Source organism: Pseudomonas siliginis (assembly GCF_019145195.1).
GTDB classification, from domain to species: Bacteria; Pseudomonadota; Gammaproteobacteria; order Pseudomonadales; family Pseudomonadaceae; genus Aquipseudomonas; species Aquipseudomonas siliginis.
On record NZ_JAHSTW010000007.1, the window covers coordinates 122,222 to 140,792 of the forward strand.

The 18,571-nt window shown below is 59.9% G+C and carries 16 protein-coding genes; 8 read left to right on the forward strand and 8 right to left on the reverse strand.

Annotated features, from left to right (window positions below):
- Positions 1-21 precede the first annotated feature (21 nt).
- From KVG87_RS15220 to KVG87_RS15240, 5 genes are all read right to left on the reverse strand, one after another.
- Entirely contained in the window at positions 22-537 is a 516-nt protein-coding gene (locus KVG87_RS15220) for a CS1 type fimbrial major subunit (RefSeq protein ID WP_217851408.1), read from the reverse strand.
- A 33-nt stretch (positions 538-570) separates the two neighbouring features.
- Positions 571-1,314, reverse strand: coding sequence for a molecular chaperone (locus tag KVG87_RS15225; protein WP_217851410.1), 744 nt, complete (start codon positions 1,312-1,314; stop codon positions 571-573).
- Between the two features lie 44 nt (positions 1,315-1,358).
- The gene (locus KVG87_RS15230) at positions 1,359-2,576 is read right to left on the reverse strand and encodes a hypothetical protein (RefSeq protein WP_217851411.1); all 1,218 of its coding nucleotides are present in this window, start codon (positions 2,574-2,576) and stop codon (positions 1,359-1,361) included.
- Between the two features lie 4 nt (positions 2,577-2,580).
- Complete coding sequence (locus KVG87_RS15235) at positions 2,581-5,103, reverse strand: TcfC E-set like domain-containing protein (RefSeq protein ID WP_217851412.1); 2,523 nt, start codon at positions 5,101-5,103, stop codon at positions 2,581-2,583.
- A 114-nt stretch (positions 5,104-5,217) separates the two neighbouring features.
- Positions 5,218-5,706, reverse strand: coding sequence for a CS1 type fimbrial major subunit (locus tag KVG87_RS15240; protein ID WP_076564027.1), 489 nt, complete (start codon positions 5,704-5,706; stop codon positions 5,218-5,220).
- A 494-nt stretch (positions 5,707-6,200) separates the two neighbouring features.
- On the opposite strand from KVG87_RS15240, the gene KVG87_RS15245 reads away from it, so the two are divergent.
- Together KVG87_RS15245 and KVG87_RS15250 are read left to right on the forward strand one after the other, a co-directional pair.
- Entirely contained in the window at positions 6,201-6,776 is a 576-nt protein-coding gene (locus KVG87_RS15245) for a PadR family transcriptional regulator (RefSeq protein WP_024014184.1), read from the forward strand.
- A complete protein-coding gene (locus KVG87_RS15250; protein WP_076564028.1) occupies positions 6,773-7,558 on the forward strand; it encodes a siderophore-interacting protein in 786 nt (261 codons plus the stop codon). Before KVG87_RS15245 ends, KVG87_RS15250 begins: the two co-directional genes overlap by 4 nt.
- A gap of 121 nt (positions 7,559-7,679) precedes the next feature.
- Here the strand turns inward: KVG87_RS15250 and KVG87_RS15255 are convergent, their stop codons facing one another.
- Positions 7,680-8,318: a Pr6Pr family membrane protein gene (locus KVG87_RS15255; protein WP_217851413.1), complete on the reverse strand. Its 639-nt coding sequence runs from the start codon at positions 8,316-8,318 to the stop codon at positions 7,680-7,682.
- A 1-nt stretch (position 8,319) separates the two neighbouring features.
- On the reverse strand, positions 8,320-8,550 hold the full coding sequence (locus tag KVG87_RS15260; protein ID WP_016987543.1) for a VF530 family protein: 231 nt from the start codon (positions 8,548-8,550) through the stop codon (positions 8,320-8,322).
- A 298-nt stretch (positions 8,551-8,848) separates the two neighbouring features.
- Between KVG87_RS15260 and KVG87_RS15265 the strand changes: the two genes are divergently transcribed.
- On the forward strand, positions 8,849-10,210 hold the full coding sequence (locus tag KVG87_RS15265) for a carbohydrate porin (RefSeq protein WP_217851414.1): 1,362 nt from the start codon (positions 8,849-8,851) through the stop codon (positions 10,208-10,210).
- A gap of 222 nt (positions 10,211-10,432) precedes the next feature.
- Positions 10,433-12,844 carry a glucose/quinate/shikimate family membrane-bound PQQ-dependent dehydrogenase gene (locus KVG87_RS15270; RefSeq protein WP_073473247.1) on the forward strand — a complete coding sequence of 804 codons (2,412 nt, stop codon included), beginning with the start codon at positions 10,433-10,435 and terminating at the stop codon, positions 12,842-12,844.
- 206 nt (positions 12,845-13,050) lie between these two features.
- Here KVG87_RS15270 and KVG87_RS15275 read toward each other — a convergent pair whose 3' ends face one another.
- A complete protein-coding gene (locus tag KVG87_RS15275; RefSeq protein ID WP_076564031.1) occupies positions 13,051-13,239 on the reverse strand; it encodes a hypothetical protein in 189 nt (62 codons plus the stop codon).
- Between the two features lie 396 nt (positions 13,240-13,635).
- Between KVG87_RS15275 and lon the strand changes: the two genes are divergently transcribed.
- The 4 genes from lon (at position 13,636) to cmoB (ending at position 18,566) form a co-directional block, all read left to right on the forward strand.
- Entirely contained in the window at positions 13,636-16,050 is a 2,415-nt protein-coding gene (gene lon, locus KVG87_RS15280) for an endopeptidase La (RefSeq protein ID WP_024014191.1), read from the forward strand.
- Positions 16,051-16,267: 217 nt separating this feature from the next.
- Entirely contained in the window at positions 16,268-16,660 is a 393-nt protein-coding gene (locus KVG87_RS15285; protein WP_217851415.1) for a protease inhibitor I42 family protein, read from the forward strand.
- A gap of 209 nt (positions 16,661-16,869) precedes the next feature.
- Positions 16,870-17,613, forward strand: a complete 744-nt coding sequence (cmoA, locus tag KVG87_RS15290; protein WP_217851417.1) for a carboxy-S-adenosyl-L-methionine synthase CmoA — start codon at positions 16,870-16,872, stop codon at positions 17,611-17,613.
- Positions 17,610-18,566 carry a tRNA 5-methoxyuridine(34)/uridine 5-oxyacetic acid(34) synthase CmoB gene (gene cmoB / locus KVG87_RS15295; protein WP_076564033.1) on the forward strand — a complete coding sequence of 319 codons (957 nt, stop codon included), beginning with the start codon at positions 17,610-17,612 and terminating at the stop codon, positions 18,564-18,566. Before cmoA ends, cmoB begins: the two co-directional genes overlap by 4 nt.
- Positions 18,567-18,571: the final 5 nt, after the last annotated feature.

Genomic DNA, 18,571 nt, shown 5'->3' on the forward strand with positions numbered 1-18,571 from the left:
GTTACCCACCTCGTACGACATTCAGGCATCAGCGTCATTGCCGTCTGGCGCGCTGGCGTTGAACAACAACACTACGTTGCCGCTGTAATGCCCGGGGCGATACCCACCTGGGGGTTTGATGGGTTCGATTTTCAGCAGCACACGTTTACCGACAGCGGCCTCTTCTTTCGACAGCACTTGCTGCGGGGTGATGTGCGAACTCAGCACGACGTCATTGAACGTCACCCGCAGCTCAATCACTTCACCCGTTGTGCCGGTGTCAATGAATGGCTCGATGGCCAGACGCGCCTCGATGGCGCTGCTGTCATGCCGTATGTCAAAAGATTTTTCCAGATTGCCCAGGCTGTCCGTGGCGTGTTGCCAGGCCAGCACCTGCGGACGGTGAATCCAGTCCGGTTGTGCCGGAATGATGTAGAAGGGCCGACTGGGAATGGTCAGCGACACTTCGAAGGTGTGCTCCTCCCGGGCGGCCCACGTCACAGCCGCGGTCAACGCGGCGGCGACCGCCAGCAGGGCGGCGGTGCATTGCTTGATCATGTTGGCTACCTGATGCGTGAATGGAAAACCGGCCTAGCGGCTGGCGACTTTCATGGTTTTCTTGTCGCTGCCTTCGATCAGAAAGAAGCGGTACTCACGGCCCTTTTCCTTGTTGAAGGCAAAGGACTTGCCCGCCAGCACATGGTGTTTGGTGGTCGCCCCGCAATCGCTTTCCTTGCTCAGCGAACAGCTCTTGAACTCATCGACGATCACCACGGTATTGCCGTTGTTACGCAGTTCGTAGCGACTCTCGGTTTCGTTGATCGCCGTGGCGTAACGCGCGTCTCTGGGGCGGACAAAGAAGATCGTGCCGAACCCGGTCATGACGTTGACGCCGGCCGACAACGACTTTTTGTAATCCTCCCGCTCTTCACCGGTGACGACAAAATCGTCTTCCTTTTCCGGCACCACGGGCACGAAGCGCACGCGAAAATAGCGTTCTCGATCCCGTTCGCCCATGTACAGCAAGCGTGTGCCCTGCATGCCTTGCGCCGGGACGATCAGCCGCGCCGGGCTGGCCATCAGGCCGTTGCGCGAGGCGCCATCGGCGGCGTTCTCGACAGCAATTTCCTTGGGCGCGCCGGCGTCGTCGTAAACGATTTCGAGCACATTGATCTTGACGAATGCGGTGGCGTCGCCGCTGTTGAAAACCCGTTTGAGATAGGTGCTCTTGTCGGCTTCCAGATAGTCGTAAACGGTGCCGACATTGATCTGCGGCCCGGCCTGCGCCGTCAGGCAAAAAACGCTGAGCAGGCCCAGCAAAAGACCACGGTTCATCGTGTTGAACTCCATGAACGTTGAGTGAAAGCGGACCGGGAGGCTCATACTTCCGAATCCCAGATAATGGTGACGTTGCCGCGCAAACGGTCGTTCTTGCCCGGCCTGAGCAGGAAGTCGATGTCTTTCGATTTCATATCAAAATGCAGATAGCCAGGCTTGCGCTCGACATACACGCCAGGCTGAAACGGCGCTGACCAGCGATTGAAATCCAGGGAAATCCGGTTAACCGGACCGCCGCCGGGGCCAATGATGCCTGGCGGCAAACTCATCGAGACCTGAACCGGGGCCGTATCACCCTTCGGGCTACCCAGGTTGCAGACGTTTCCGCCGTAGGACTTGCACAACATCATGACCTTGAAACGCGACGAGGCCGAAATGTAGAAGACTTGGTCGGCAAATATCCGCGTGGGTTTGCGTCCACTGTTGATCCATGGCTCCCAGCCACCTACGGGCTCAAGCGTGACCCGAGTGCCGCCGGGGGGCAGGTCGACCTTGAGGGTGTGTTGCACGTCGAGGACGAAATCCAGGGTCAGCGTGGGGTCGTCGGGCTGCAGCAAGAGGCCGCCCAGAACAAAATCGCGGCCGCCTCCCAGGGTGTAAGTAACCGAACCGGTATATTGCCCGGTAGACATGCCCAACGGATTGGGAGTCCTTAACTCATAAGCAAAATCCATCTTGTCGAAAGCTATTGACGGGAGACGGTAAGCGGCGTTTTTGGTGCAGCCAGCTTGCACCGGGGTCTTCCAGAAGAAGCGATAACTGTCAGGACCATAGGACGCCACACCGCTGTAGCGGCAGGGTTCCGGCACATAAACCCAACCGCTGGAGTCCCATAATTTGTCATGTGCTTGAGCCTCGTCTGACACGCCGGTGATGTTGGTCGCGGTATCGCCCAGAATGTATGTGGAGCCGATACCGATGATGCGCACTTCGACGGTTTCGGTTTCCTGCGTTTGCATATTGGTAACTGTCAATTGTCGCCAGTCGGCCGGGGCTTTCACGAGCATCGGTTCACCGCGTGAGATGAAGCGTGTGGAGTCGAACCGTACAGGCATCTCGATGCTGAAAATGTTGTGGTCGGCGCATTGCGCCGGGTAGCTTGCGCAGTAGCCGGTGTTGGGGGTTTTGTTCACGAACAGGTTCTTGCCTGGCTGCGTCGGGTCAGGCTGGAACAACGCACGGATTTCCTGATTGAACCCATGGGCGGTGGACATGGCCAACGCCAGCGTCAGCGCGCAGCTTGCCTGGAGGATTTTCATATGCTCAGCCTGCCTTCATTTCGGTGGTAGTGACGTCGGCGAGAGTGTCTGGGGTGCAACGCAGATCGCCGATCATCAACACGTCGTTTTCGCTGCGGTGGTCGGCCTCGTTCAAGCGGAACTGACACAGCAACTGGTTGCCCTGGCGCACTTCCAGGGTGGGTGAACCAGCGTTCATTTCCATCGAGAAGAAACCGTCGACTTCGGTCACGCCACGGCTGGCGTGGTTGATCACGTGGTGGCCCTTGAGCGGCCGCCCGCTTGCATCGACCAGGCGACCGAGCACGGTGAGGGTTTTCATCACGCGAACCTTGCGATACTCGATGCCGCCCTTGTTCAGGTGATAGCGGGTTCGCGCCGGTTCGATGGTGGCGGCCGGTACGGTGTTGCCTTCGAAGTCGAAGCTCACCGAGCTGTTCTGATAGGCGGTGATCGGAATGAAATTGCGCCCCGGCTTCAGCGCGGCACCGCCGCCGCTGTAGTCGTCAGCCCGCAGGACAATGTCGTCGATATCCGACTCGACATCGACGATCATTCCGGCACCACGCACGTCGCTCTGGCTGGTCAGGAGCATCTTTTCGCCGCCGACCACCAATGTGCTGTCGAGGTTGAGCCCGCCAGTGAAGTTGCCGTTGTAGGAAGAGCGCTGGACGAAGGCGTCGCCGTTTACCGCGTCGGTGCGGAAATTGGTCAGGCTCGACATGCCCAGACCGTAAGTGTCGGTAAGCGCCGTGACCGAGACGCTTTGCAGCACGTGGTCCTTGAAATCCTTGCGCCAGCCGAGCGAGGCATTGTTGTCGCGTTTGCCGTCGCGGGCCGTGCGTGAACCGATGCTGCCGGTAAGCTGCTGACCGGGAGCGCCCAACGCCAGGTTGATGCTCAGATCGACGCCGCGATTGCGCGCATCGCCACTGCTGAAACTGCCCGGGCGATCAAAGACCGACAGGCGCCAACTGGCATCACTGCCCAGCAATACCGCGCGCTGGGTCCAGCCCAGATCCACGCCCACGCCTTCGACATTGCCTTCGCTGTGCGAGACCCGGGCATTGACCGAACTCTTGCTGCTCAGCCGATGGTTGAGCGCCAGCGACGAATTGCTGGTCTGGCCGACAAACACGTTACGTGGACGAACGCGCGTGCCGTCCGGCAGCGTGTCGTAGGTGTTGGTGGTGTCGAGCCAGCTGCGGTTGTGGCTGATCACCAGACTGCCCGCGCCATAGTTGTAAAGGCTTTGCAGGTCCAGACCGGTGCCGTAATCCTCGGTCTTGTAGACATTGGCGTACAGGCTGACGTGGTTGGCCAGCGTCCAGTCGATGGAAGTGCCGTACTGCAGTTTTTCGCGGATCTGCCGCGCCGAAGCGCCGACAATCACTCGCGGGTGCAGCAGGTAATTGACCGCAGCACCGGCGGTGGGACTGCCGCTCGATTGCGTGTCCCAGTTGCTCAGCAGTTTGCTTTCTTCACCGGCAAACACGTTGTAGCGCCAGCGTTCGTCGAGGTTGCGCCAGTTGCTGGGCTTGTACACCAACTCCTGGGTGGTGGAGGTGATCTGGCCGTCTTCGATCAGGCGCACTTCCACTTCATAAATACCGCCGGGCAGCGGCCGGGTATCAAGGGTCTGCAAACCGGCCGGCACCGATTGGGTATTGATCAACAGACCGTCGCGCCAGATCTCCACCGCACCCTGCCGGTTGGCTGTCACGTAGATCGGGTAAACGCTGGGCATCGGGCTGTTGATCGCGAGGCTGTCGGAGCTGCCGTACATGATGCCGACCGCCGTATCGGGGCTGGTGCCAAACGTGCGCGGCTGGCGCGTCAGTCCCTCGGAATTGGGGGTGAAATAGCCCAGGCGCAAGAAGCTGCCTTGCAGTTCGCGCTGGGTGTGCAGCTCGTGCACGGCGTGGTAGAGCTTGTCGTCGGGGCCACCAAGCCGGGCCAATTGCAGATTCAGCGTCTGGCTCCAGTTGCCCAGGCTTGAACTGGCTTCCAGGCCGAAGCGTCCGCCGAGGTCCTGATCCTGGCCACCGTTGAGGTTGAGCTGGTTGCGCACCATCAGGCCGCTGCTACCACCGCTCGGTTGCTCGTAATAACGCTTGGCTTGAAGGTCGCGTTCGGCGTTTTCGGTAACGATCGAAACCAGGGAATTTTCCAGGCTGTAGTGCACCGCGAGAAACTGGTCCGGGCAGGAACCGCTGCACGCACCTAATGGCACGCCGGGTTTGAGGTAGCTTGCCCATTTTTCCCGTTCAGCGGGGCCGAAGCGGTTTTCGCTGGTGTCGGTGAATTCGAGAAGGGTGATGCGATCATCGCGGGACAACACCACCATGGCCTCACCCAACGGCTGTTGGTCGACTTCGACCCGCACCGCCAGAGGCACATCAAAGAAATGCTCCTCGAAATCCGCTGGCAAGCCTTTGGCCTGCGCCAGCAAACTACGTGGCGTCGTACCGGCGGTGTTGGATGCGACGGCTGCGCTGGCACAAAACAACAGCGCAAGCGCAGCCGCGATGGGTGTCATCGGGAACATGAACTCGTACTCTGATTGACTGACAATGAAAGTCCGTCGGGGCAAACATCACTGCCTGCCCCGTCGGTTGACGCCACTGCTGAAAAGCGAGCGTTTTTGAACCTGATCAGTCGATCAGTTGCTGGCAACCGGTGGCACAGCGTCGAAGATCATCGCCACGGAACCGGTGTAGTCACCCGGCTGGAAGTTGCTGCCTTTGGCGGAGATTTTCAGCGGGGCGCGGTAGTTCACATCCGACTCGGATTCACCGACGACCATTTGCGGGGTCAGGGTCAGTTCCTTGTTGTTGAGCATGACCTGCAGGTCGATCGAGGTATTGCCGGCAACCAGTTTCGGCAGGCTTTCCAGGCTGGCGTGGACCGAACCGTTGTTATTGCGCACATCGAAGAAACCGTTGACGTCGGCCATCTTGCCGGTGGTCGGCTGATAGCTCATGTCCTGGTCCTTGTTGACCAGATCCGGATCGGTCGGCACCACATAGAAACCATTGGTTGGCACATGAGCGATCAGGCTGATGGAGTGCGACGCTTCGCCCGCAGCGAAGGCAGTGGAGGACATTGCCAGAAGAGCCAGTGGAGCAGCGATTGCGATTTTCTTGAACATCGTTCAGTACCTGTTTGCTTTATATAGGGGGGTCATTGAAAGTTCACAAACCATTTGCTCATCGACCGCCGGAGCAACTTGAACCTTCAATGGCGGGCATCATCGGCTGTTGCCTCTGGAATGTAAGCAGGCAACTTCCGACAAACTCGTAGTTAAACAACCTCACACCCCGCCAGAAAAAAGAACAAAAAACAGATACTTGCAACATTCGCTGTAAGTTTCGCCCTACACACAGTTACAGACAAAAAACCATACAGCAACTTAGCCGCTTTAACGCGGTAACTTGCGAGGAATTAGAACATATACTCAAGTACAACTAGAGCGATAACTTTAACTTCAAGGTCACCGCTGCGTTTTATTGATCAAAAAACTTTTTCCGGCTCTTTTTCGCTTTGACCACTCGTCCGTCGAGCTCAGGACAAGGCCAAAAACGTCTTGCGCAACCCTTAAGATATATCTTAAGTTGTATCTAAATACGACGAGAGAGAAGTGAAATGAGAGACCATCATTCCCCCCATCGCGAGCACGGCGATGGCCGCGACGGCTTCGAGAAACGCCCCGGTCGCGAACGCGGCGGCCGCGGCCCGCGAGTCTTTGCCCCCGGCGACTTGAAATTGCTGTTGCTGGCGCTGATCGCCGAGCAGCCCTGCCACGGTTACGACCTGATCCGCCAGATCGAAGGCATGTTCGATGGCGCTTACAGCCCGAGCCCCGGGGTGATCTACCCGACCCTGACCTTTCTGGAAGAGAGCGATTTGATTGCCGGTGATGCCGAGGCCGGCAAAAAGCGTTACAGCGTCACCGACGCCGGTCGTTTGTCTTTAAGTGAACAAGCGGTGGCGCTCGACGGCGTACGCATGCGCATCGATGTCAGCAAGCGCTCGCTGCGCGGCCATGATCGTCCGGCGGAAATCCACGAAGCGGTGCATAACCTGCGCCATGCCTTGCAGCTGCACCACGGGCGCTGGAGTGCCGAAGAAATCCTGCGCGTGCGCGACCTGCTCAACGACACCGCCAAAGCCATCGTCGACGGCCCTGCCGTTCAACCTGCCACGGAGAAAGCCGAATGACTGCAGTCGATACTCAAACCATTCACCGCGTGATGCACGAAATCAAACGGCGCAAGCTTGAAGTGCTGCGCGTCACCGACCTGACCCCACGCATGCGCCGCATCACCCTCGGCGGGCCGGAACTGGCCGGGTTCATCAGCCTGGGCACGGACGATCACGTCAAACTGCTGTTCCCGCAGAACGCCGAACAAGCGGCGGCGCTAGAGACGATGCAACTGGGCGCCGGCAAGGACAACGGGCCGATGCCCGAGATGCGCGACTACACGCCGCGTCGTTACGACCTGGAAAAAATGGAGCTGGACATCGATTTCGTCCTGCACGGCGACGGCCCTGCCTCGACCTGGGCCGAGCAGGCACAGCCGGGGCAGTTCCTGCACATCGGCGGGCCACGCGGGTCGATGATCGTGCCGGACATCTTCGACAGCTATCTGCTGATCGGCGACGAAACCGCCCTCCCCGCCATCGCCCGCCGCCTCGAAGGTCTGGCGGCAAATCGCCGGGCATTGGTGGTGATCGAAGTGGAAAACGGCGCCGAGCAGCAAGTGCTGGAAAGTGCGGCGCAGTTCAATGTGATCTGGGTGCTGCGCGAAGGCGGCAAGGACAACCTGCTGGCTACCGTCAAGCAATTGCAGGTGCCCAAGGGCAATCTGTACGCGTGGGTGGCGACCGAAACCAAGGTCTCACGGCAGATCCGCCGGGTACTGATCGATGAGCACGGGCTCGATGAGCAGTTCATCAAGGCGGTTGGCTACTGGCGCGCGGAAGGCTCTGAGGAAGAGTGATCTCTTCCTGACCCATATCACCCATGTGGGAGCGAGCCTGCTCGCGAAGGCATCGGCACAGTCGAAAGATTTGCTGACTGCCGCACCGCCTTCGCGAGCAGGCTCGCTCCCACACTGGATCTCAACTTCGTGCGGACAATTTGCGGTCGAGGCCGATAATCAGCACCCCCACCAACACAAACCCCACCAATATCCCCCCGGCATTGATCAGCACCTGTGGATAACCCAACACCGCCACATCAATAAACGGATACGCATAGGCGCCGAGCAGATGCCCGCGCAGCAAGGCATAGATGAAATACACCAGCGGATAGATCAGCCACAGCGGCAGATGCCACAGGCGCAACGTGCCTTTTGGGACGCAGCGCCACCAATAGCCGAGAAACAGCAATGGCATGACGTCGTGGAGCAACTCATCGGCAACAAACTGCCAGCCTTCGGGGTGCCACAAATGCCGTAACAGAATGCTGTAGGCCAGACCGACCACGGCGATACTCACCGCGATTCCACTGCTGACCCACGGTTGCAGAAACCAGCGCCGCGCGGCGGATTCGCGCTCGGTGACCGCGCAGGTCAGCACCGTCGCCACCAGGGTGTTGGTCAATATGGTGAAGTAGCTGAAGAAACTCACCAGCCCGCCCAGCAGGCTGGCGCCGATGCTCAATCGTGCGAAGAGAATCAGGTACAGCTGAATTGCCAGCCCCGCCCAGCCCAACACGGCCAGGCCGGTGATCAGGCGTCGGCGCCTCGCGCTGTCCATCTCAGAGCGGTCGCTTGGTGCGCATCAGCTTCACGTACAGGCGTTCGACCTTTTCCCGCGCCCATGGGGTTTTACGCAGGAAGGTCAGGCTCGACTTGATGCTTGGATCGCTTTTGAAGCAACGGATGTCGATACGCTCGGCCAGACCCGACCACTCGTAGTGAGTCACCAGTGCATTGAGGATCTGTTCAAGGGTCACGCCGTGCAGCGGATCGGGGGTTTGTTCGTTCATGCCGGGCCTTTGGGCGAAGTGATATGCAGAAGCCGCGCACCTTAGCCGAGGGGCTGAGCGGGTGGAAGGCCTTCCTGCAAATGTAGGCCAACCCGGGAAGATCGCAGGCTGCGGCCCGACTCACAATGCGCCCGTTTGCCGCACTGTTACCGAATCCGAAACGCTGCATGTCTGCAAAAGCGCTTTCTCAATTTGTTACAGATCATTATCCTGCCGCCCTTCCGCTGAAACGCTTCACTGCCTGCGACAATCTGAAGCGCTCGGCCTGCACCTGAAAACATCAAAAAAAGACTTCTTCATGCCTGACTTTTCCTTCTCCCGAGACAGCGCTATCTCTGCCCTGCGCACCCTTGGCGGCTGCACCGCCCTTGGCTTGGCGACCTGTGCCCACGCGGCGCCGGCCTTCGACAGTGAATCACCGTACATGCTCGGTGACTGGAACGGCACGCGCACAGAACTTGCGGAAAAAGGCTACGACTTCAAACTCGATTACACCGGCGAAATGGGCAGCAACCTGCACGGCGGCTATGACCACGACCGCACTGCCCGCTACAGCGACCAGTTCGGCCTGGGCACCCATCTGGATCTGCAGAAGATCCTCGGTTGGAACGACGCCGAATTTCAGCTGACCATCACCAAACGCAGCGGCAACAACATCAGTAACGACCGCATCAACGACCCGCGCGTCGGTGGCTTCACTTCCGCCCAGGAAGTCTGGGGCCGTGGCCAGACCACGCGCCTGACGCAGATGTGGTATCAGCAGAAATTCTTCGATCAGAAACTCGACATCAAGGTCGGCCGTTTCGGCGAAGGTGAAGACTTCAACAGCTTCCCTTGCGACTTCCAGAACCTGGCCTTCTGCGGCTCGCAGGTCGGCAACTGGGTCGGCGGCATCTGGTACAACTGGCCGGTCAGCCAATGGGCGCTGCGGGTCAAATATCACCTGACGCCGGAGCTGTATGCGCAGGTCGGCGCCTACGAGCAGAACCCGTCGAACCTTGATCGCGGCAACGGCTTCAAACTCAGCGGCAGCGGCACGCAAGGCGCGATCCTGCCGGTCGAACTGGTGTGGACGCCGAAGCTCAACGGTCTGCCGGGCGAATACCGCGCCGGTTATTACTACAGCAATGCCAAGGCCTCTGACGTCTATAAAGACCGCAACGACCAGCCGGCAGCGCTGAGCGGCGAAGCCTATCGCAGCGCGTCGAGCAAGCACGGCGTGTGGCTGGGCATTCAGCAGCAGGTCACCAGCATCGCCAGCGACCACTCGCGCGGCTTGAGCCTGTTTGCCAATGCGACGATGCATGACAAGAAAACCAATGCCATCGACAACTACGTGCAGGCCGGCCTGACCTACAAAGGCCCGTTCGACGCCCGCGCCAAGGACGACATCGGTTTCGCCCTCGCTCGTGTGCACGTCAACCCGGCCTATCGCAAGAACGCCGAAATGACCAACCGCGCCAACGCCGTCTACGACTACGACAATCCGGCGTTCCTGCCACCGCAGGACACCGAATACAGCGCCGAGCTGTATTACGGCGTGCACGTGACCAACTGGCTGACCGTACGCCCGAACCTGCAATACATCCGCCACCCCGGTGGCGTGAACGACGTCGACGACGCCCTGATCGGCGGGATCAAGATCCAGTCGTCGTTCTAAAAAACTCCACAAGGCCCTGTGGGAGCTGGCTTGCCAGCGATAGCAATCTGTCTGGCGATTTCAGTGGTGGATGTGCAATCGCCATCGCTGGCAAGCCAGCTCCCACAGGGATCCATGAAATTCGTTAGCCGAACAAGTTTTTATCTGAACCATGCCTGCGCCAGATCGTCATCTAAAGTGACTACAGCGCGGGACTACATAAACGTCACGGAGAATCACACTATGAGCACCGAAAGTGCTTCGAGTCGGGGCCGTCTGCTACCGGGCCTGCTCGGCATCCTGCTTCTACTGATGGGCCTGGCCATGCTGGCCGGGGGAGTCAAGCTGAGCATGCTCGGCGGCTCGCTTTACTATCTGCTGGCCGGTATCGGCATTGCGCTGAGCGGCATTCTGCTGCTGATGCGCCGCCGCGCGGCACTGGGCCTGTACGCCATCGTGCTGTTTGCCAGCACTGTCTGGGCATTGTGGGAAGTCGGTCTGGACTGGTGGCAACTGGTGCCGCGTCTGGCGCTGTGGTTTGTCCTCGGCTTCGTGATGCTGCTGCCATGGTTCCGTCGTCCGCTGCTGCTCAACGGCCCGGCAAAAATCGGCACTGGCGGTCTGACCGTGGCGGTGATCCTGGCCGGCGTTACCGCCCTGGCCAGCCTCTTCACTCATCCAGGCGAAACCTTCGGCGAACTGGGCCGCGACAGCGCCGACATGACCAGCACCGCACCGGCCATGCCGGATGGCGACTGGCAAGCGTACGGTCGCACCGAGTTCGGTGACCGCTACTCGCCGCTCAAGCAGATCACCCCGGAAAATGTCGGCAAGCTGCAAGAAGCCTGGCGCATCCAGACCGGCGACCTGCCAACTGCGGATGACCCGGTCGAGCTGACCAACGAAAACACCCCGCTCAAAGCCAACGGCATGGTCTACGCCTGCACCGCGCACAGCAAAGTGCTGGCACTGGACCCGGACACCGGCAAGGAAATCTGGCGCTTCGATCCACAGATCAAGAGCCCGGTCGGCTTCAAGGGCTTCGCCCACATGACTTGCCGTGGCGTTTCGTATTACGACGAAGCCGCCTATGCCAAGTCTGAAAACGCTGGCTCGGCCGTCATCTCCGAAGCCGGCCAGGCCGTTGCTCAGGCCTGCCCGCGTCGTCTGTACCTGCCAACCGCAGATGCCCGCCTGATCGCACTGAACGCCGACACCGGCAAAATCTGCGAAGGCTTCGGCACCAACGGCGTGGTCGACCTGACCCAAGGCATCGGCCCGTTCACCGCTGGCGGCTACTACTCCACCTCGCCAGCAGCGATTACCCGTGATCTGGTGATCATGGGCGGTCACGTCACCGACAACGAGTCGACCAACGAGCCATCGGGCGTGATCCGCGCCTTCGACGTGCGCGACGGTCACCTGGTGTGGAACTGGGACAGCGACAAGCCGGACGCCACCGAGCCATTGGCTCCGGGCGAAACCTACAGCCGCAACTCGGCGAACATGTGGTCGCTGGCCAGCGTCGATGAAAAACTCGGCATGGTCTACCTGCCACTGGGCAACCAGACCCCTGACCAATGGGGCGGCAATCGCACCCCGGGCGCCGAGAAATTCAGCGCCGGCCTCGTCGCGCTGGACCTGGCCACCGGTAAAGTGCGCTGGAACTACCAGTTCACCCACCATGACCTGTGGGACATGGACGTGGGCAGCCAGCCTACCCTGCTCGACATGAAAACCGCCGACGGCGTGAAACCTGCGCTGATCGCTCCGACCAAACAGGGCAGCCTGTACGTCCTCGACCGTCGTGACGGCACGCCGATCATTCCGATCAAGGAAATCCCGGTTCCGCAGGGCGCCGTGAAAGGCGACCACACCGCACCGACCCAGGCCCGTTCGGACCTCAACCTGCTGGCCCCGGAACTGACCGAAAAAGCCATGTGGGGCGCGAGCCCGTTCGATCAGATGCTGTGCCGCATCCAGTTCAAGGAACTGCGTTACGAAGGCCAGTACACCCCGCCATCGGAACAGGGCAGCCTGATCTATCCGGGTAACGTCGGCGTGTTCAACTGGGGCGGCGTCTCGGTCGACCCGGTTCGCCAGCTGCTGTTCACCAGCCCGAACTACATGGCCTTCGTCTCGAAAATGGTCCCACGCGAGCAAGTCGAAGCCGGCAGCAAGCGCGAGAGCGAAACTTCGGGCGTGCAGCCAAACACCGGCGCGCCATACGCGGTGATCATGCACCCGTTCATGTCGCCACTGGGCGTACCGTGCCAGGCCCCGGCCTGGGGCTACGTCGCCGGTATCGACCTGACCACCGGCAAAGTCGTGTGGAAACGCAAGAACGGCACCAGCCGCGACAGCTCGCCAATCCCGATCGGCTTCACCCTCGGCGTACCGAGCATGGGCGGTTCGATGGTTACAGCCGGCGGCGTCGGCTTCCTCAGCGGCACCCTTGACCAGTACCTGCGTGCTTATGACGTGAACACCGGTAAAGAGCTGTGGAAATCGCGCCTGCCAGCCGGCGGTCAAGCGACTCCGATGACCTACACCGGCAAGGACGGCAAGCAATACGTGCTGCTCGTTGTTGGCGGTCACGGCTCGCTGGGCACCAAGATGGGTGACTACATCATTGCGTACAAACTGCCGGAATAAGCGTTAGCTGGCGGTAAAAAAGAAGGCGCCACCCTGTGAGGGGGGCGCCTTTTTACATGGAGGACTGCCCAACATGCTCCATTCGCACCCAGGTGTATGGCGTCAATGAAGTCTGTCCACTTCGCCTTGGGCAATTCGGTGCTTTCAAGAAAAAATCAAAAGATCGCAACCTTCGAACGCTCATCGTCAGCGTTGACCCTACAGCATCAAAAGGCTTTTCCTCCATTTGCCATCCCTTGCAATCGATCAATGATCAGTTGCTCGGCGTGCTTGCGGGTCTCCAGCAACAAACTCTTTTCCGTTTCGCTGTAGATCACCTGGAAACGCAAACCCGGCGTGTCGGAAGAATATTCGCGAATGATGAAATCCCTGTATTTCGTATCGGTATGACTCATGGTTCGATTCCGTGACGTTGGTAAATTCTCGAACACCTCTCTGGCGTTCGAGATTGAACTGCAATCTTCGGACGATTGAGTCAGTTGTCTACTGTCAGAAATTACAGGGGCTCAAGGTCAGTTCGAAATAAGCCGAACGGAACCCATCAAAACTCCATTTAATCGTTAAAGCTAACCAACACTCGCGTTTTTCGCTAGTTATGCACAGACATTGTTAGATTCCACTAGGCATCCGTGCCGACCTGAAGGATCTTGCCACCGGCCCAAAGGCCGCCAAGGTTAACAAGGTCAAAAACTTTGCAAACCTGAACACACACGCAGAAACACACCCGCCCCATTGAAACCACCCCACCCCTGCCCCATCTAACACCCCATACCCCATTGCGCAGGTGCCCCATGACCGACCAGCAAGATCGCCCGGACAACCACGACGATTACGAAACCGACCACATCGAACACACCTCCTCCGGCACCGGCCTGGCGCTGCCCGGGCAAAACCTGCCGGACAAGGTCTATATCATCCCGATCCACAACCGCCCGTTCTTCCCGGCTCAGGTCCTGCCGGTCATCGTCAATGAAGAGCCGTGGGCCGAAACCCTCGAACTGGTCAGCAAATCCGAACACCACTCCCTGGCCCTGTTCTTCATGGACACGCCCCAGGAAGACCCGCGCCACTTCGACACCGGCGCCCTCCCCGAATACGGCACGCTGGTCAAGGTCCACCACGCCAGCCGCGAAAACGGCAAATTGCAATTTGTCGCCCAGGGCCTGAGCCGTGTGCGCATCAAGACCTGGCTCAAACACCACCGCCCGCCGTACCTGGTCGAAGTCGAATACCCGCACCAGCCCACCGAGCCGACCGACGAGGTCAAGGCCTACGGCATGGCGCTGATCAATGCGATCAAGGAGCTGCTGCCGCTCAACCCGCTGTACAGCGAAGAGCTGAAAAATTACCTCAATCGCTTCAGCCCCAACGACCCGTCGCCGCTGACCGACTTCGCCGCCGCCCTGACCTCCGCCACCGGCCCCGAACTGCAAGAAGTGCTCGACTGCGTGCCGATGCTCAAGCGCATGGAAAAAGTCCTCCCGATGCTGCGCAAGGAAGTCGAAGTCGCGCGCCTGCAGAAAGAAATTTCCGCCGAAGTCAACCGCAAGATCGGCGAGCATCAGCGTGAGTTCTTTCTCAAGGAACAGCTCAAGGTCATCCAGCAGGAACTTGGCCTGACCAAGGACGACCGCAGCGCCGACCTCGAACAGTTCCAGCAACGCCTCGAAGGCAAAACCCTGCCGGCGCAGGTGCAGAAACGCCTCGAAGAAGAAACCCACAAACTGTCGATCCTCGAAACCGGCTCGCCGGAGTACGCGGTCACGCGCAATTATCTGGACTGGGCAACATCGGTGCCGTGGGGCGTGTACGGCGAGGACAAACTCGACCTCAAGCACGCGCGCAAAATCCTCGATAAACACCATGCGGGTCTGGACGACATCAAGGATCGCATCCTCGAATTCCTCGCCGTCGGTGCGTACAAAGGCGAGATCAGCGGCTCGATCGTGCTGCTGGTCGGCCCGCCGGGCGTGGGTAAAACCAGCGTCGGCAAATCCATCGCCGAATCCCTCGGGCGGCCGTTCTACCGCTTCAGCGTCGGCGGCATGCGCGACGAAGCCGAAATCAAGGGCCACCGCCGCACCTACATCGGCGCGCAGCCGGGCAAACTGGTGCAGGCGTTGAAAGACGTCGAAGTGATGAACCCGGTGATCATGCTCGACGAGATCGACAAGATGGGCCAGAGCTATCAGGGCGACCCGGCCTCGGCGCTGCTGGAAACCCTCGACCCGGAACAGAACGTCGAATTCCTCGACCACTACCTCGACCTGCGCATGGACTTGTCGAAGGTCCTGTTCGTCTGCACCGCCAATACCCTGGATTCAATTCCCGGCCCGTTGCTCGACCGAATGGAAGTGATTCGCCTGTCCGGCTACATCACCGAAGAAAAAGTCGCCATCGCCAAGCGTCACCTGTGGCCGAAACTGCTGGAAAAGGCTGGCGTATCAAAAGGCAGCCTGAGCATCAGCGACACCGCGCTCAAAGCCCTGATCGACGGCTATGCCCGTGAAGCCGGCGTGCGGCAGCTGGAAAAGCAGATGGGCAAACTGGTGCGCAAAGCGGTGATGAAGCTGATCGACGATCCGAAAGCGGTGATCAAACTCGGGCCGAAAGATCTTGAAGCCTCGCTGGGCCATCCGGTATTCCGCAATGAGCAAGTGCTGTCCGGCACCGGCGTGATTACCGGTCTGGCGTGGACCAGCATGGGCGGCGCGACCTTGCCGATCGAGGCCACGCGGATCCATACACTCAACCGGGGCTTCAAGCTCACTGGACAACTGGGCGATGTGATGAAGGAATCGGCAGAGATCGCCTACAGCTACGTCAGCTCGCACCTCAAGCAATTTGGCGGTGACGCGAAGTTCTTCGACGAAGCCTTCGTCCACCTGCACGTACCAGAAGGCGCGACACCAAAGGACGGCCCGAGCGCCGGCGTGACCATGGCCAGCGCCCTGCTCTCGCTTGCACGCAATCAACCGCCGAAAAAAGGCGTGGCGATGACCGGCGAACTGACCCTGACCGGGCATGTATTGCCGATCGGCGGCGTGCGCGAGAAAGTGATCGCAGCGCGCCGGCAGAAGATTTTCGAATTGATTCTGCCGGAGCCCAACCGGGGTAACTTTGAGGAATTGCCGGACTACCTGAAGGAAGGGATTACCGTGCACTTTGCCAAGCGGTTTGCGGATGTGGCGAAGGTGCTCTTCTGACAGTCATGTAGCGCCTGATGTACCGCTATCGCTGGCAAGCCAGCTCCCACAATGTTCAATGTGCCCACAAATCTTGTGGTCAACCGAGAAACCTGTGGGAGCTGGCTTGCCAGCGATGGCTTCAGTGCTGCCAACACGGAAACTCCCTGACCGTCACACTTTGTCCCATCTTCAGTTATGCTCGCCGTTCGTCGTAACCGCCGGAGCTGCTGACCTTATGTCCCCCATTCGCCTGTTTGTCCCCCTCGCCCTTTCCTTGCTGGCGGCCTGCGCCACGCAACCGAAACACAACGTGACCGTGGAAAAACAAAGCGAATGCCCCGTACTACTCAACGTTGGGCAAAACCTGATCATCAGCCTGCCAAGCAACCCGACCACCGGCTACCGCTGGGCGATTCAGGATTCAGCTGGCGGTGTTTTGCGCGCCCTCAGCCCCGAGGTTTACAGCAATCCGGAAGATGCCGGCGTGGTGGGCGCAGCGGGGGTTTCGACCTGGCGCTTCCAGGCCTTCGCAGCAGGCACCGGGCGTTTGCGCCTGACCTCGCAACAACCGTGGGCACCGGAAGTGCTGCCCGTGGAAACCTTTGACTGCGCCATTTCGGTGAACTGACTGCGGGAAACGGCGCTGGCTTCTTCGCGAGCAGGCCCGCTCCGACAGATCACCGCGATCCCCCTGTGGGAGCGAGCCTGCTCGCGAAAGCCATATCCCTGACGGCGAGAAATTACACCCCTCTCGGTGCTTTATCAGACAACCCAAGCATCCCCGCGCCACTTTGGCTAAAATGCCGGCCTTTTCCACCGACACCGCCGGACGCCGCCGTGAGCAAAGAACCCGATCGCCTATTCGCCCAGCCTTTGGCCCAGGTGCCTGACTTCGCCTTCAATGAAGACGTGGTGCGGGTGTTCCCGGACATGATCAAGCGCTCGGTGCCGGGTTACCCGACCATCGTCGAGAACCTCGGCGTGCTCGCGGCGCAGTTCGCCCAGCCGAACAGCGTGCTCTACGACCTCGGCTCGTCGCTCGGCGCAGTGACTCAAGCCCTGCGCCGCCATGTGCGCACCGACGGCTGCCGGGTGATCGCTGTGGATAACTCGGCGGCGATGGTCGAGCGTTGCCGCGAGTACCTCAACGGTCAGGATTCGATGTTTCAGGAATTGCTGCCGGTCGAGGTGATCGAAGGTGATATCCTCGCGCTGGAGTTTCAACCAGCCTCGGTGGTGGCGCTGAACTTCACCCTGCAATTCATCGCCCCGAACCAGCGCACCGCGTTGCTCTCGCGGATTCGCCAATCGTTGTTGCCCGGCGGCGCGCTGATTCTCTCGGAAAAGCTGCGCTTCAACGATGCCGAAGAACACGCCCTGCTCACCGACCTGCACGTAGCGTTCAAACGCGCCAACGGCTACAGCGAACTGGAAATCGCCCAGAAGCGCAGCGCCATCGAAAACGTCATGAAGCCCGACAGCCTCGAAGAACACCGCGAACGCCTGCTGGCCGCCGGGTTCTCGAAAGTCGTGCCGTGGTTCCAGTGTCTTAACTTTGCCTCGTTGATTGCCTTGCCATGATTGATCTGTCCCCCCTCGCCCGCCGTCTGGCCGGTACACCGCTGGCCGAATGGGCCAGCACGCTGCAAGCGCAACTCGACAAGAAAATGGAGAAGGGCCACGGCGATCTGGAGCGCTGGCAAAGTGCGCTGGACGCCTTGCCGAAAATCCAGCCAAGCGAAGTCGACCTGCTCAACGGCCTGAAACTCGACACCGATTGCGACGACGACACCCGCGCGCAGATGCGCACCGCGCTGATGGGTCTGTCGCCGTGGCGCAAAGGGCCGTTCGATCTGTTCGGTGTGCATGTCGATACCGAATGGCGCTCGGACTGGAAGTGGTCGCGGGTCTCCCCGCACCTCGACCTGAAGGGCAAACGCATCCTTGATGTCGGTTGCGGCAACGGCTACTACATGTGGCGCATGCTCGGCGCCGGCGCCGACAGCGTGATCGGTGTCGACCCGAACTGGCTGTTCTTCTGCCAGTTCCAGGCTGTGCAGCGTTACTTGTCCGAGCCGAATGCCTGGCACCTGCCGTTCCCGTTTGAAGACCTGCCGCCGAATCTGGAAGGCTTCGACACAGTATTTTCCATGGGCGTGTTCTATCACCGTCGCTCGCCGATCGAGCATTTGCTGGCGCTGAAGGACTGCCTGGTCAAGGGCGGCGAACTGGTGCTGGAAACCCTCGTGGTCGAAGGCGACAAGCATCAGGTGCTGGTGCCGGAAGACCGCTACGCGCAGATGCGCAACGTGTGGTTTTTGCCGTCGGTGCCGGCGCTGGAATTGTGGCTGCGCAGAGCCGGATTCAGCGATATTCGTTGTGTGGATGTCAGTACCACGACGGTGGAAGAACAACGCGGGACGGAGTGGATGAAGTATCAGTCGCTGAGCGATTTTCTGGATCCTGAGGATCACAGCAAAACCATTGAAGGGCTGCCGGCGCCGATGCGGGCAGTTATCGTCGCGAAGAAATAACTCAA

Coding starts and splice junctions, on each gene's coding strand:
- KVG87_RS15275 (WP_076564031.1), bottom strand. CDS start 13,239: ATGAGTCATACCGATACGAAATACAGGGATTTCATCATTCGCGAATAT.
- KVG87_RS15225 (WP_217851410.1), bottom strand. CDS start 1,314: ATGAACCGTGGTCTTTTGCTGGGCCTGCTCAGCGTTTTTTGCCTGACG.
- KVG87_RS15250 (WP_076564028.1), top strand. CDS start 6,773: ATGACTGCAGTCGATACTCAAACCATTCACCGCGTGATGCACGAAATC.
- KVG87_RS15235 (WP_217851412.1), bottom strand. CDS start 5,103: ATGTTCCCGATGACACCCATCGCGGCTGCGCTTGCGCTGTTGTTTTGT.
- cmoB (WP_076564033.1), top strand. CDS start 17,610: ATGATTGATCTGTCCCCCCTCGCCCGCCGTCTGGCCGGTACACCGCTG.
- KVG87_RS15255 (WP_217851413.1), bottom strand. CDS start 8,318: ATGGACAGCGCGAGGCGCCGACGCCTGATCACCGGCCTGGCCGTGTTG.
- KVG87_RS15260 (WP_016987543.1), bottom strand. CDS start 8,550: ATGAACGAACAAACCCCCGATCCGCTGCACGGCGTGACCCTTGAACAG.
- lon (WP_024014191.1), top strand. CDS start 13,636: ATGACCGACCAGCAAGATCGCCCGGACAACCACGACGATTACGAAACC.
- KVG87_RS15265 (WP_217851414.1), top strand. CDS start 8,849: ATGCCTGACTTTTCCTTCTCCCGAGACAGCGCTATCTCTGCCCTGCGC.
- KVG87_RS15230 (WP_217851411.1), bottom strand. CDS start 2,576: ATGAAAATCCTCCAGGCAAGCTGCGCGCTGACGCTGGCGTTGGCCATG.
- KVG87_RS15245 (WP_024014184.1), top strand. CDS start 6,201: ATGAGAGACCATCATTCCCCCCATCGCGAGCACGGCGATGGCCGCGAC.
- KVG87_RS15285 (WP_217851415.1), top strand. CDS start 16,268: ATGTCCCCCATTCGCCTGTTTGTCCCCCTCGCCCTTTCCTTGCTGGCG.
- KVG87_RS15220 (WP_217851408.1), bottom strand. CDS start 537: ATGATCAAGCAATGCACCGCCGCCCTGCTGGCGGTCGCCGCCGCGTTG.
- KVG87_RS15240 (WP_076564027.1), bottom strand. CDS start 5,706: ATGTTCAAGAAAATCGCAATCGCTGCTCCACTGGCTCTTCTGGCAATG.
- KVG87_RS15270 (WP_073473247.1), top strand. CDS start 10,433: ATGAGCACCGAAAGTGCTTCGAGTCGGGGCCGTCTGCTACCGGGCCTG.